The sequence below is a fragment of the Candidatus Campylobacter infans genome, from assembly GCF_013416015.1.
Taxonomy (GTDB): Bacteria; Campylobacterota; Campylobacteria; order Campylobacterales; family Campylobacteraceae; genus Campylobacter; species Campylobacter infans.
On the sequence record NZ_CP049075.1, the window covers coordinates 107,525 to 120,674 of the forward strand.

The 13,150-nt window shown below is 35.1% G+C and carries 13 protein-coding genes; 7 read left to right on the plus strand and 6 right to left on the minus strand.

Translation table 11 applies throughout. The features are described 5' to 3' along the window. Nucleotides 1–29 precede the first annotated feature (29 nt). The 6 genes from CINF_RS00525 to CINF_RS00550 form a co-directional block, all read right to left on the minus strand. Nucleotides 30–869: an ATP phosphoribosyltransferase regulatory subunit gene (locus CINF_RS00525; RefSeq protein WP_179975346.1), complete on the minus strand. Its 840-nt coding sequence runs from the start codon at nt 867–869 to the stop codon at nt 30–32. Next, nucleotides 870–4,964 (minus strand): diguanylate cyclase domain-containing protein, encoded by a 4,095-nt coding sequence (locus tag CINF_RS00530; protein WP_179975347.1) that lies wholly within the window; start codon nt 4,962–4,964, stop codon nt 870–872. It abuts the gene before it with no gap. A 111-nt stretch (nt 4,965–5,075) separates the two neighbouring features. After that, nucleotides 5,076–5,366, minus strand: coding sequence for a type II toxin-antitoxin system YafQ family toxin (locus tag CINF_RS00535; protein WP_179975348.1), 291 nt, complete (start codon nt 5,364–5,366; stop codon nt 5,076–5,078). A gap of 2 nt (nt 5,367–5,368) precedes the next feature. Continuing rightward, the gene (locus CINF_RS00540; RefSeq protein WP_179975349.1) at nt 5,369–5,656 is read right to left on the minus strand and encodes a hypothetical protein; all 288 of its coding nucleotides are present in this window, start codon (nt 5,654–5,656) and stop codon (nt 5,369–5,371) included. Nucleotides 5,657–5,822: 166 nt separating this feature from the next. After that, nucleotides 5,823–7,415, minus strand: coding sequence for a flagellar hook protein FlgE (locus CINF_RS00545; protein WP_179975350.1), 1,593 nt, complete (start codon nt 7,413–7,415; stop codon nt 5,823–5,825). A gap of 20 nt (nt 7,416–7,435) precedes the next feature. After that, on the minus strand, nt 7,436–8,152 hold the full coding sequence (locus CINF_RS00550; protein WP_178695745.1) for a flagellar hook capping FlgD N-terminal domain-containing protein: 717 nt from the start codon (nt 8,150–8,152) through the stop codon (nt 7,436–7,438). Nucleotides 8,153–8,276: 124 nt separating this feature from the next. On the opposite strand from CINF_RS00550, the gene CINF_RS00555 reads away from it, so the two are divergent. The 7 genes from CINF_RS00555 to map all read left to right on the plus strand — a co-directional run bounded on the left by CINF_RS00555 (nt 8,277) and on the right by map (nt 13,145). Further along, nucleotides 8,277–9,029 carry a thioredoxin domain-containing protein gene (locus CINF_RS00555; RefSeq protein ID WP_179975351.1) on the plus strand — a complete coding sequence of 251 codons (753 nt, stop codon included), beginning with the start codon at nt 8,277–8,279 and terminating at the stop codon, nt 9,027–9,029. A gap of 329 nt (nt 9,030–9,358) precedes the next feature. After that, on the plus strand, nt 9,359–9,895 hold the full coding sequence (gene rplF, locus CINF_RS00560) for a 50S ribosomal protein L6 (RefSeq protein ID WP_178695749.1): 537 nt from the start codon (nt 9,359–9,361) through the stop codon (nt 9,893–9,895). A 9-nt stretch (nt 9,896–9,904) separates the two neighbouring features. Beyond that, nucleotides 9,905–10,261 (plus strand): 50S ribosomal protein L18, encoded by a 357-nt coding sequence (gene rplR, locus CINF_RS00565; protein WP_178695751.1) that lies wholly within the window; start codon nt 9,905–9,907, stop codon nt 10,259–10,261. A gap of 9 nt (nt 10,262–10,270) precedes the next feature. After that, nucleotides 10,271–10,714: a 30S ribosomal protein S5 gene (gene rpsE, locus CINF_RS00570; RefSeq protein WP_178695753.1), complete on the plus strand. Its 444-nt coding sequence runs from the start codon at nt 10,271–10,273 to the stop codon at nt 10,712–10,714. A gap of 2 nt (nt 10,715–10,716) precedes the next feature. Then, nucleotides 10,717–11,124 (plus strand): 50S ribosomal protein L15, encoded by a 408-nt coding sequence (gene rplO, locus CINF_RS00575; RefSeq protein ID WP_178695755.1) that lies wholly within the window; start codon nt 10,717–10,719, stop codon nt 11,122–11,124. 2 nt (nt 11,125–11,126) lie between these two features. Further along, a complete protein-coding gene (gene secY / locus CINF_RS00580; protein ID WP_178695757.1) occupies nt 11,127–12,389 on the plus strand; it encodes a preprotein translocase subunit SecY in 1,263 nt (420 codons plus the stop codon). After that, nucleotides 12,390–13,145: a type I methionyl aminopeptidase gene (gene map, locus CINF_RS00585; RefSeq protein ID WP_178695759.1), complete on the plus strand. Its 756-nt coding sequence runs from the start codon at nt 12,390–12,392 to the stop codon at nt 13,143–13,145. Nucleotides 13,146–13,150: the final 5 nt, after the last annotated feature.

Here is a 13,150-nt window from a genome sequence, read left to right on the forward strand (position 1 = left end):
AAATTTGCTTTTTGCCATTAAATTAAAATTTATAATAGCTCTATTATATTATCACTAAATGCTCCAAAACCTACGCAATTTCGGTTATCGATGCTGTATTCTCCGCCGCTGCATAAAATTTTATTAGCGCACAAAAATCTAAAAAATAGCTTATCATAATAGCGCATTTTAGAATAATAAAGTGGCGCAAAAGCAATTTTGCCATTAAAATTTGCTTCATTTGCAAGCGCGCTAAGTTCATTAAGAGGCTCTTTTAACTCGCTTGGGATGTTATTTTGTAAAGCCTTGATATCTGCTAGGCTTGAAATAGTCGCTAGTTTATCAAGCCAGTTTAAGTTTTTAGCAAAAATCAGCTCAATGCGCCCTAGCTCAAATACACTCATATCAAAGCCCAAAAGCTCGCATAATAAATGCGGGATTTTCATATTGCTAACTTGTAAAATGGCGTTTATTTCAAGCTTTTGTAATAAACTACTAGCAGTATTTACACAGCTAGCTAGCTCAGTGCTGTCTAAAATTTCAGCGCCGATTTGGTATGTTTCGATGCTTGGATAGCTAAAAACTGGCTGAATGTAAAACCATTTTTTTGTGGTTTCATCTTTTAGTCTGCGCGTGATAATGCGCACGACATCAACCGTGCTATCAGCGCGCAAAGCAAGGCTAGCATTTACTTCATCGCTAAAACGCAAAAGCTTTTGCTCGCTGATGGCGTTTGTTTGATGATAACTAAAAAATGGCGTGATAATCTCGCTAAATCCGTTATTTTCTAAAAGCTCGCTTGCTAGGCGTTCTAAATGTCTTTTTTTGCTCGCACTTTTACCAAAATACAATTTTGAACCATTTGGAATTTCATGCTCGTGCTTTTGCATTTATTCTCCAATTATGCTATTTAATAGATTGAGTTTTTCGTGTTTTAAATTCTCTAAAAGCTCATCTGCTTCGTTAGGATGCTTGGCTATGTAGCGGATTTGTTTGTCTGCTTCATCGCAAGCCCACAAAAGACTGCTATCTTGTAAATCTTTTAATTGATTAAATTTTAAAGCGTAGTTTTTTGGATTAAAGCATTTGGTATCGCGCGTTTGGAAAAGCTTGCATAAATCATCAATTGAGCTTGTTACAAAAATTATAAACTTATAAAAATTTAAAGCACTTTGTTTGTTTGGCATATCCATAAATGCTAATTTTCTAAGCTCAGTTTTTCGCCTATTTAATGATTTTATCGCGCCATCTAGTTCATCAGCGCTTACAGGCTCGCAAATAAACTCCCCACTCATCAATTTATAGCCTATGGTGCTTAAAATTTTATAAGCGTAAGGGTTTGATACATTTGTTGCGCCAACGCTTTTTTGATTTTCTTGGCAGAATTTTAAAATGTATTCTAAATGCTCGATATTTGCGTAATTATTTAATAAATTCTCAGCATAGCTTTTTTGGAGTTTAAACTCTCCGTGTGAGATTTTTTCTATGCTATTAGCATCGTTTTCGCCCAAATCATCAAATATCAACCCTATGCCTAAGCTTAAATAGCGTTTTAAGCCTAGTGCTTCTTCAACCACATCGCGCGAAGCAAATAAATCCACGACTTTTAGCTTTAAGCCTGATAAATCAAAATTCATAGCCAAATCGCTGATTTTTTTGAAAAAGGCAGCTGAGGTTAGCTGAGATATAGGCATATTTACATTCAAGCTAGCATTTTTTAGATTTAGTTTTTTAAATTCTTCTAAGGCGGTTTTGATTAGCCAAATATTTAAATCGCTAAACCAGTATTTTTGGCTTAGGATATTGCTAAAATCATTAGCGCTTAATATATTTAAAGCACCTTTTAAGCGGACATAAGCCTCTAAGCCTGCAATTTCGTTCTTTTGAACATTATAATATGGCACAAACATAATCTCAAAGTTATCAGGATCGTATTTATCGAGCTTAGCAAGGATATTTTTGTATTCTTTAAAGATAACAGAGCTTGTTTCATCAAAAATATAATAGCGGTTTTTGCCAGCAAGTTTGGCTTGATACATTGCCCAGTCGGCTTGTTCTAATAGTTCGTTGTGATTGATTTTATTTTGTTGTGGGTAAAATGCCACGCCAATTGTGGTGCCGATTTTAACCGTGTATTCGCCGATGATGAAATTTTCATTTATTGCAACTAAAATATTATTTAATATAGCCTTTAATTCATTGCCGCTATCATTTACTATCGCCACAAACTCATCGCCGCCAAGGCGTGAAACTATATCTGTGCTTTTAATTTGTGCTTTTAGGCGTTTGCCTACTTCTATTAAGACCTCATCGCCACAATGATGCCCATAGGTATCATTTGCTTTTTTAAAGCCGTCAAGATCCATATATAAAATAGCAATGCTTGTGTTTTCGCTATTTGCTTTTTGCATTCGTTTTTGGATTTCTTCGATGAAGTATGTTTTGTTTGGCAAGCCAGTAAGTCCATCAAAATAAGCTATTTCTCTTAGTTGTTTTTCTTTGGCTTTTAGCTCTGTAATATCGCTAAAAATTCCTATATAATTTGTTAAATCGCCAGCTTTATCTCGCACTGCTGAAATACTTAAAATTTCAGGGCATTCTTCGCCATTTTTGCGCCTATTTATAATCTCGCCACGCCAATAGCCCTCTTCATTAATATCATGCCACATTTTGTCGTAAAATTCATTATCATGTAAGCCTGATTGTAGAATAGAAGGCTTTTTGCCTGCAACCTCGCCTGAGGTATAACCTGTGATAGCTTCAAAGGCTTTGTTTGTTTCTAAGATGTTTTGATCAGCATCTGTGATGGTAATGCCTTCTCTTGAATGGGTAAAGATTTGTGCTAGTAGGTTTAATCTAGCATCTGTTTGCATTTCTTCGCTTATATCTTCAAGTATGCCTATAATCATAGGGCATTTTTTGTTGCTAGAACCATTTTGGCTAGTATCTTCTACCTCAAATAAAGCATAATATCCTTTTAGTTCTATCCAGGTTTCTTTTTTGTATCTTGAATTTAGTCGCAAGGTTAAAGTAAAATGATATTTTGTATCTTGGATGCATTTTTCTTGCTCTTGGATTAGCATATTTAAATAATTTTGTGGGATAAATTTTGAAAGCACTAAAAGGCTCATATCGTTTATGGCTTCTTTGTAGCCTATTAATTTGAAAAATGTATTTGAGAAATTATAAGTTTTATTGATTATATCGTATTCCCAAGTAATTAGCGATGAGCCTTGGAGCTGTTGGTCGTAGCGTTCTAATAACCTGCGCGCACTCAATAACTGCTCATAAATACTAGAAATATCCATCATAAAAATATTTGCATAAATAGATTTGCTTTGGTAATTTAATTTAACGCACACCCTAAACCATAAAATTATGCCATTGCCGAGTTTGATTTGCATAAAATCATCAAAGGTGTTATCGGTGCCGATGCGCTCTTGTGTGGAGATAAAATTTTTAATATCATCTAATTTTTCTTTTTTTAGTATTAGATCGCTTAAATTCATATTTTCATTTATTAGAGTGTCTTTGTTGTATTTTATTATTGAGCTGATATTATCGGTGCTTTGTGTGATTTTGTATTTTTTATCTACGCATAAAATTACCATAGGTGAGTTTTGGGCTAAACCCTTGGCATTTTGTGTCATATAATATAAATCCGCTACCTTGCTTACATCGCTAATATTTATTAAATAAAAAGAGTTCATTCCGCCATCTACTGCTTTTATTGTAAGCTGAATGGTTTTTTTCTCACCTTTTGCTGTGGCGTGGATCGCAAATTTTGAAATTTGATTGCCTATTTCGCTGAGGTTTGAGAGATGAAAAGGCTCGTTTTTTTCATAATTTAATTCATAAAATGCTTTTGTTAAAAGGTCTTTTTTGCTGTATCCGTAAAAATCTAGCGCTGCTTTTGAGCAAGCTATGATGCGCGAGGTTTTCGCATCTACAAAAAGCAAGATTAGCGGGCTGTTTTCAAGGATTATGTTGTTTTGAATTTCATACAAATATAATTTGCTATTGATGTATTTGAGCTTGAAAAAAAGCTTCATTATGTTGCGATGGATGTGAAGGAATTCTTTATTGTTTTTAAAATCATAGCTGTGAATTTTATCCCTGCTAAGATCAAGAAGTAGCATTCTTAGCTCTTTAATAGGCGCTAAAATGCCTTTTTTGATGAAAGTTATTAAATCCATGCTTATTATTAAGATTAAAATTCCCACACTAAAAAGCAAAAGCAAGGTAGAAATATGTTGCATTAAAATATCGGTGCAATTTTTGCTAGTAAGCAAGCCTATGCCGATTTTTGGAATATAATTTATGGAGTAAAATTGCCATTTTTTTTCTATATTATTAAAGCCAAGTCCCATGCTATGAGCATTAAACTCAACTGGCAAATCCAAAACATCATAAATATTACCAGAGTTAGCATCATTTATGAAATATCCATCTTTATCAAAGGCTAGGGCTTTATCTGTTAAAAGAGTGCTTGCCATTTTTTGAATGTTTATCAATGCGATTACGATATTTTTGCCTTTTGGCACTGCTATGCCTAAGAATGCGTTGTTTGGCTTTTCTATATTATATGGAAATTTTTCTACGCAATAACCGCCATTTGATATGCATTTTGAAATTTTATTATAGTTTAAGTTTTTGGTTAAAAACATTATTTCATTTTGAGAGTAAATGATATTAGAATTTGCGTCTATTTCATAAACAGCCTCTATATAATTTTTATTTTCAATCAATGCTTTTATATCGGTTTGACCCTTTGATACATGGCGCAAATGTGATAATACAAAATCTAATCTTGCTACTATAAGGTCTAAATAGCGTTCATTTTGCGTGTTGATTCTGTATTTTTCATCTCTTGTGCCATTATAAAAAATGACGAAAAATAAAAATATAATAAAACAAAATGTAATAATTTGCGTCAAATACGCTCTTAGCAATAAAGCCTTGCTAGCTCTTATGTCTTTTTTCATCATTTGCTCTAAGGTAAAAAAATGCGCGATTGTAGCAAAAAAATAATAAATTTTTTATAATGTAAGAAATTTTGATTTTTTAAAATTTGCGTTAATTTTATTTTGTGGATTTTAAAAATTTTTATAAAGTGTTGTATGTTTGCCAACTCTAATTAAATGTAAATTATTGCCAGCGATTTTATAAATTAGGCAAAAATTAGCTTTTATATGACAGCTAGTATAACCGCTATACTCGCCATTTAGCCCGTGTGGCCTGTATGGTTTTTCTGGTAAGGTCTTGCCACTTTGTAAAGTGTCAATCACAAATTTTAATTCTGTTTCTATTTTGTGTGTTATGATATTTTGCTTATAGGCTAGTTTTAAATCTCGTTTGTATGAGTTTTGGATTTCTAGTTTTAGCATTTTTAAATCTCGCTTTTGAGCTCTTTTAAAAAATCATCATAAGAATTATAAGACTTGCTATTGCCGCCTTGTTCGCACTCTTGTATTGCTTTAATCGTTTCATCATTTGGCGTGTATGAAATTTCATTAATTTTCTTTTTGCTCTTTGCTTTTAAAAAACTGACTAGATTTTTTTGATTTTCTAAGTCGGATTTCATTTTTTCGTATTTTTTTTCAGCATTTAGAAGTGCATTGAAAATTTGTCGTTTTGTCATATATTCGTATTTTTCGTATGCGATTGCTAGGGACATTTTTTTCCTTTAATTTGATTGATGTTTGAATTATAGCGAAGTTGTGAATATGATTCAAGCATAAAACCACAACAAAAAGCATCTTGCGTTCTTTAATTAAATAAGCTAAATTAAAATTTTAAAATTTAGCCTAGTAAAATTAAATTTAATAGGTTAAATTAAAATTTTAATTTAATTTCATATTTATTGCTTTTTGTAGCATTTCATCGCTTGTGGTTATTGATCTTGCGCTAGCTTCGTATGCTTTTTGCATTACTATGATATTTGTCATTTCTGTGCCAAAATCCACATTGCTCATCTCTAAAAAATAATTTTTTAGCTTTGAGCCATTATAAGGCGTGCCATCTTCTTTGGCATACATAAAGGCCTCTCCGCTGTTAGATGTTTGAGCAAAAAGCGTCCCGCTACCACCTACTGAAAACAAACCTTGATCATTTTGAAAATGAAAAATCGGTATTTTTGCCACAGCAGCTTGCTTGCCATTATCAAAAAGCGCTACAACCGTGCCATCTTCATTTATAGCATAATCTTTTAATAAACCCTCGCCGTAGCCGTCTTTTGTGATATTTTCTACCACGCTAGCACCATCGCGCACGCTAAGTCCATCATAATCTTTGCCAAAATCAAGCCCGACATTTACGCCTTCGTTATTTATATTTGTAAGTGTAGAGCTAATTAAAGCCCCATTTGAATCAAAGCGGATTTGTCCTTGCGAGTTAGAAATTTCTTTGCCATCTTTATCTGTGATAGTGGCTATGGCATTCCAAATCGAGCCAGTTGCGTCTTTGCTTGTTTTGCTAAAGTTGATTGTTAAGAGATTGTTTGAGCCATTTGGGCTGTATAAATCTGTGCTTAATGTAGCCGTGCTTGGCTTTTCGTGCTGGGCTACGCTAATGGCACTAAGGCTTAAAGTAGTGCTATCAAGCGTGCTTATATCAAAATTTTCTACACCAAAAGAGCCATCGGCATTTAAACTTGCTTTTGTTTTTAGGCTGTTTCCATTAGCATCGCTGATTGTGATATCTACTTTATCATCTGGGTGAAAGCTAGTTATGCCTGGCGTATTATTGATATTTGCGCTAAAACTTAAAAGATTATTTTCTATGTTTTTTTCTACGCCATCCATATTTAATTGAGTTTGTTTTAATTCATACTCAGTATTTGAGCTAAGATTGCCTTTAAAAGATACCTTGGTAGTAGGTTCTAATGGCATATAAAGATTATTTGGTAATTTAATCGGTTCGCTCACATCACTAAAAGCTAAATCAGTGCCAGCTTTTACGCTAAGTGCGTTTTCATCGGCACTTAAACCAAGTTTTTCAAGTGCGGTTTTTGAATATTTGCTTTCATTAAAATTTGCCATTGTTCCCATCAAATAATACCCAGCATCATTTACAATGGAATTTGTTACATCTTTATGAAAGGTGCCTGAGCGGGTATAATAAACATCGCCGCTGCCATCAGCTATCCTAAACCAGCCATCACCACTAATGGCTAGATCCAGCATACTATCTGTGCTTTCAAGGCTGCCTTCGCGCACATTTAAAGCAGTAGCTGCCATTGTAGAAGCTAGGCCAAGCTGTGAATAATCAGGCGAAAATCCTGCTGCGTTTATGTTTTGATAAAAAACATCTTTAAACTCAGCCTGAGAGCCTTTAAAGCCCACGGTGTTAATGTTTGAAACATTATTTGAGCTAACATCTATGCCAACGCTTTGGGTTTTAATGCCAGCAACGCCGTTATAAAATGCAACCATCATAGTGTATCCTTAAAATTTAGCTAAGAAAGTTTTTCGTGAAATTCGCTTACTTTTTCTACATTTATATATGAACCACCTATTTTGATTTGTGCTACGCCATCTTTAAAGCGCACGGCTTCGACTTGGAAGTTTTTAAGGCTCATATCTTTTATTTTGCCCTCTTTATTTATATATTGGACGCTATAAGTGTAGTTGCCATTTTCTACAACATTTTTTGAATTATTTAATAAATCCCAATTTATCGTGCCTGAACCAGCACTTAATGGACCTAGTTCGATATTTCTTACCACATTACCGGATTTGTCTTTTATGCTTATATTAGCAGCTAAAATATCCTCAGTAAAAGTAATAGGAATTCCAAGAAATTTTGTAGCATCATCTTTGCTTATAACATTATCAAGTGTGGCGTATTTGCCAAGTGCGCTCATCGCGCTCATAGAAAATGCCGTTTCCATTTGGCTTGCAAGCTGTGTCATAACCTCGTTTGTTTTTTGTTGCATGCTAAGCTGAGAAAGCATTGAAGTTTGCTCTAACATCGCCTTTGAATCCATCGGTTCGGTCGGATCTTGGTATTGAAGCTCAGTTAAAAGTAATTTTAAAAAATCTTCTTGATTTAGCTCGGCTTTTGGGTTTGTGGGCGCAACACCGCTTGTAATCGAGCTTTTAGCCACGCCATTTGCGGCTGAATTAGTAGCGGAATTGATGCTACTTGTATCAAAATCAAATGAACTTGCCATAATTTTCTCCTCATTTTTGCTGTTTATTAAGCAAATTTTATTCCATTATTACTTGCTTTTAGTGATTATTTATTTACAATTATAAGATAAAATCCGCGCCACTTTATTTTAAAAGGATACAACAATGAAAAAACTAATCGTAGGCTCACTTTTTGCTAGTATTGCTTGCAGCGCGGCATTTGCTGCTATAAGCGATGATGAAATAATCGCATCATTCCCGCCTATTGCACAAGGTGTAAATATCAGCGTAGAAAAACGCGAAAAGCTAGAAAATACCGCATTTGAAAAGATTGTAATCTTACTAAAAAAAGATGATCAAGAATACAGACAAATAATGTTTAGCGATGGCAAATATTTATTTCCTGATATCATAGATACTGCTGCAAAACGCTCTTATGCTAGCGAATTTAGAGCCGAGCAAGAGAAAATTTTAATGTCAGCAGGCTATGAAAACCTAGCAAAACTACTAAAAACTTATCCAAAAAATAAAATTGTAAGCCTAGGTAAGGATAAGAAAAAACCTGTGAAGGTAATTTTTACCGATCCACTTTGCCCTTATTGTAAGCAAGAAATGAAAAACATACACGAAAGATTAAAAGAAGCAAATTTGCGCTTAATCTTTGCTCCAATCCCAAGCCACGGCGAAGAAGCAGTAGCTAAATCAATAAGCATTCAAAAAGAAGCAAGAAAGGCTAAAAAAGATAGCGAAATCATCGCGATTTTAGAAAAATACTATGCTGATGATTCTGTTCCAGCTAGCAATATAAGCACCGATGAAATCGAAAAAGAAAAAATGTTAATAGATAGTATATTTGCCACAGGCGCGATTAGAGGCGTGCCAGCAATCATTGATGGCAAAGATATAGATGTAAAATAATTTTAAATTTTAAAATTTGTTTAAATGTAAAATTTTGTCTAAATTTTAAAATTTGCGGGCTACTTGCCCGCCCAATCTCACTTAATTTAAAATTTATTAAAAAATTTATTAAAATTTTCTATAAAATTTTAAAATTTCAAAACTTAAAATTTATAAAAAACATTTCTTAATTTAAGCATAATTAAATTTTAATAAAGTAAAATTGCCCCTTTTGTAATCCGCGGTTTTTGAGTGCTTGGCACGAGATTTAAAATTTGCCGCTTTTTACCGCATTTGGCGATACATTCGTAAAAGCGTAGAAGCGTCTTAGACAAGTAAAAAGGACAAAAATGTCAAGAATAGGCAAAAAACCTATAGCCATACCAAATGGCGTAGATGTTAGTGTAAATGGTTCTGTTTTGACCTTTAAAAAGGGCAATAAACAAAAAGAGCTAGATACAAAAGGTAATGTAAATGTAAGCATTGAAAATGGCAACATCGTATTTAGTGCCAAAGGCGATGATAGGCAAAGTAGGGCTTACTGGGGCACATACAGAGCATTAGCAAACAATGTAATAATCGGCATAAACGAAGGTTTTACGCGCGTATTAGAAATTAACGGCGTAGGCTATAAAGCAGCTGTTAAAGGCAAAATCGTAGAGCTAAATTTAGGCTTTTCACATCCAATCAACTACGAACTTCCAGCTGGCATAGAAGCAAGCATAGAAAAAAATCAGCTAACGCTAAAAGGCGATGATAAGCAATTAATAGGACAAGTTGCAGCGCATATTAGAGAATTCCGCCCACCTGAGCCGTATAAAGGCAAAGGCGTTAAGTATCTAGAAGAACACATAGTCCGCAAAGCCGGCAAAACATCTAAAAAATAAGGGTAAGCTATGGTAGCAAATGTATTAAAAAGAAAAATCGCACTTCGCATTAAACGCAAAAAACGCGTTCGTTCAAAAATTACAGGCACACAAGCACGCCCAAGAGTATCTATTTTTAAATCAAACCGCACAATTTATGCTCAGGTAATAAACGACACCATAGCAAGCACAATATGCGCTAGCGATGGACACAAACTAGGCTTAAAAGCAAATAAGGCCGATGCTGTTAAATTAGCAGCTGATTTAGCCCAAAAAATGAAAAAAGCTAATATTGAAGAGGCTGTTTTTGATAGAAACGGCTATTTATACCACGGCGTAATCGCAAGTTTTGCGGACGCTTTACGCCAAAACGGCATAAAATTATAAGGATAAGCAATGCAAAATTACAATAGAGAAGAGTTTGAAGAGGTAATAGTTGATATTGGGCGCGTTACAAAGGTTGTAAAAGGCGGTCGCCGTTTTAGATTTACAGCGCTTGTAGTAGTTGGCAATAAAAAAGGTCTTGTAGGTTTTGGTTTTGGTAAGGCAAAAGAAGTGCCAGATGCTATGAAAAAAGCGGTAGATGACGCATTTAAAAATATTGTGGAGATTAAATTAAAAGGTAGCACAATCCCACATGATGTAGAAGTAAAATATAATGCTTCTAAAATTTTATTAAAACCAGCTAGCGAAGGTACAGGCGTAATCGCAGGTGGTGGCGCTCGCCCTGTAATAGAACTAGTTGGCATCCGTGATATACTAACTAAATCACTAGGTTCAAATAACTCAGCTAATGTGGTAAGAGCCACAATCAAAGCTTTAAGTATGTTGAAAGGCTAAAAATGGGATTAGAAAATTTACAAAAAGCAAATGGCTCTACACATAAAACTAAGCGTGTAGGCAGAGGTTGCGGTTCAGGTATGGGAAAAACAGCCACTCGTGGTGGCAAGGGTCAAACAGCTCGCACAGGCTCACACCAAAAACGCGGTTTTGAAGGCGGACAACAACCACTTCAACGCCGTTTGCCAAAGGTAGGCTTTACAAGCAAATTTGAAAAACCTTATGTAATAAATGTAGAAAAAATCACCGCACTTAAAGAACTTAATGAAATTAGCATTGAAAGCATTAAAAGCGTGCATAAACTAAGTTCAAGCGTTAAAAAAGTAAAACTAATTGGCGCAAGCGCAAAAAGCCTAGCTTCTAAAATCAAAGATGCTAATGTAATAACAAGTGGCGTTAAAAAGAGCTAAATATGAATAAATCTCTAACAAACAAAATTCTAATTACATTAGGATTTTTGTTTATTTATAGGATTTTGGCTTATGTGCCAGTACCAGGCGTAAATACTGAGGTTATTAAAGAATTTTTCACAAGCAATGCCGATAATGCCCTTGGGCTTTTTAATATGTTTAGCGGTAATGCTGCTGAGCGACTTAGCATTATTTCGCTTGGCATTATGCCTTATATTACGGCTTCGATTATTATGGAGCTTTTAGCAGCGACCTTTCCTAACCTTGCTAAGCTAAAAAAAGAGCGCGATGGTATGCAAAAATATATGCAAATCATACGCTATGCAACCATAGCAATTACCATAGTTCAAGCCATAGGTGTTAGTATAGGTTTGCAATCCCTTACTGGCAAAAACGGCGCAGCAGCTATAATGATAGATATAAATTTATTTATAGCGATTTCTTGTGCTTCTATGCTAACAGGCACGATGCTACTTATGTGGATAGGCGAGCAAATAACCCAAAGAGGCATCGGCAATGGTATAAGTTTGATAATTTTTGCTGGTATTGTTAGCGGGATCCCAGCAGCTATTAGTGGCACGATAGATTTGGTAAATACAGGCGAGATGAATTTCTTAGTGGTTTTATTCATCGCCCTTATAATAATAGCCACCGTTGGCGTGGTAATTTATGTAGAGCTTGGCGAGCGCCGTGTGCCTGTATCATACTCACGAAAAACCGTTATGGAAAATCAAAACAAGCGCATAATGAATTACATCCCTATAAAATTAAATCTAAGCGGTGTTATACCGCCGATTTTTGCCAGCGCGATTTTGATGTTTCCTAGCACGATTTTACAAGCTAGCACTAATGAATACATACAAATGATAAATGATTTTTTAAATCCAAACTCATATATGTTTAATGTGCTAACCTTTCTTTTCATTATATTTTTTGCGTATTTTTATGCTTCGATTGTATTTAATGCCAAAGATATTAGCGAAAATTTAAAGCGTCAAGGCGGATTTATCCCTGGTGTGCGTCCTGGCGAAAGCACGGCTGGATATTTAAATGAATTAGCTAGTCGCTTGACTTTTACCGGAGCTATATATTTGGGCTTAATCTCAACCTTGCCTTGGGTGCTGGTTAAAATTTTAGGCGTGCCGTTTTATTTTGGCGGCACTAGCGTGTTGATTGTAGTTTCAGTAGCTCTTGATACCATGAGGCGCATTGAGGCACAAATTTATATGAACAAATATCAAACTTTAAGTGCGGTAGGCTTATAGATGGCAATTAGCATAAAAACGCCAAAGGATATAGAAGCCTTGCGCAAGAGCAATCATATAGTTTCTCTTGCGCTTGATAAGGCGCAGGCTTTAATAGCGCCGGGGCTTAGCTTGCTTGAAATCGATAAAGCTTGCGAAGAAGTGATTTTAGAAAATGGTGCAACGCCCGCATTTAAAGGACTTTATGGCTTTCCAAACGCAACTTGCATCAGCGTAAATGATGTGATAATTCACGGAATTCCAAGTGATTATAAATTAAAAGAGGGCGATATTGTAAGCGTAGATTTAGGCGCCAAGCTTAATGGCTATTTTGGTGATAGCGCACGCACTTTTGGTGTTGGTAAGATCAGCGAGCAAGATAAGGCTTTGATAGCTTGTAGCAAAGATGCTTTGTATGATGCGATTGAATTTGTGCGCGCTGGTATGCATTTTAAAGAGCTATGCGCTCACCTTGAAAATTTTATAAAAGCTCGTGGCTTTACTCCGCTTTTAGGTTTTTGTGGGCATGGCATAGGGCGTAATGCTCACGAAGAGCCGGAAATTCCAAATTATTTAGAAGGTCAAAATCCAAAATCAGGCCCAAAAATTCGCAATGGCATGGTATTTTGCATAGAGCCGATGATATGCCAAAAAGACGGCACGCCAGTTATCGCTGCTGATAAATGGACAACTCGTTGCAAAGATGGATTAAACACCGCACATTATGAGCATTGCTTAGCTATGATTGATGGCAGAGCGCATATACTTAGTAAATAGAGGCA

Bases quoted from the DNA above. Each gene is read 5' to 3' on its own strand.
- rplO (WP_178695755.1), top strand. From the start codon at position 10,717: ATGGGATTAGAAAATTTACAAAAAGCAAATGGCTCTACACATAAAACT.
- rpsE (WP_178695753.1), top strand. From the start codon at position 10,271: ATGCAAAATTACAATAGAGAAGAGTTTGAAGAGGTAATAGTTGATATT.
- CINF_RS00545 (WP_179975350.1), bottom strand. From the start codon at position 7,415: ATGATGGTTGCATTTTATAACGGCGTTGCTGGCATTAAAACCCAAAGC.
- secY (WP_178695757.1), top strand. From the start codon at position 11,127: ATGAATAAATCTCTAACAAACAAAATTCTAATTACATTAGGATTTTTG.
- map (WP_178695759.1), top strand. From the start codon at position 12,390: ATGGCAATTAGCATAAAAACGCCAAAGGATATAGAAGCCTTGCGCAAG.
- CINF_RS00530 (WP_179975347.1), bottom strand. From the start codon at position 4,964: ATGAAAAAAGACATAAGAGCTAGCAAGGCTTTATTGCTAAGAGCGTAT.
- CINF_RS00525 (WP_179975346.1), bottom strand. From the start codon at position 869: ATGCAAAAGCACGAGCATGAAATTCCAAATGGTTCAAAATTGTATTTT.
- CINF_RS00550 (WP_178695745.1), bottom strand. From the start codon at position 8,152: ATGGCAAGTTCATTTGATTTTGATACAAGTAGCATCAATTCCGCTACT.
- CINF_RS00555 (WP_179975351.1), top strand. From the start codon at position 8,277: ATGAAAAAACTAATCGTAGGCTCACTTTTTGCTAGTATTGCTTGCAGC.
- rplR (WP_178695751.1), top strand. From the start codon at position 9,905: ATGGTAGCAAATGTATTAAAAAGAAAAATCGCACTTCGCATTAAACGC.
- rplF (WP_178695749.1), top strand. From the start codon at position 9,359: ATGTCAAGAATAGGCAAAAAACCTATAGCCATACCAAATGGCGTAGAT.
- CINF_RS00535 (WP_179975348.1), bottom strand. From the start codon at position 5,366: ATGCTAAAACTAGAAATCCAAAACTCATACAAACGAGATTTAAAACTA.
- CINF_RS00540 (WP_179975349.1), bottom strand. From the start codon at position 5,656: ATGTCCCTAGCAATCGCATACGAAAAATACGAATATATGACAAAACGA.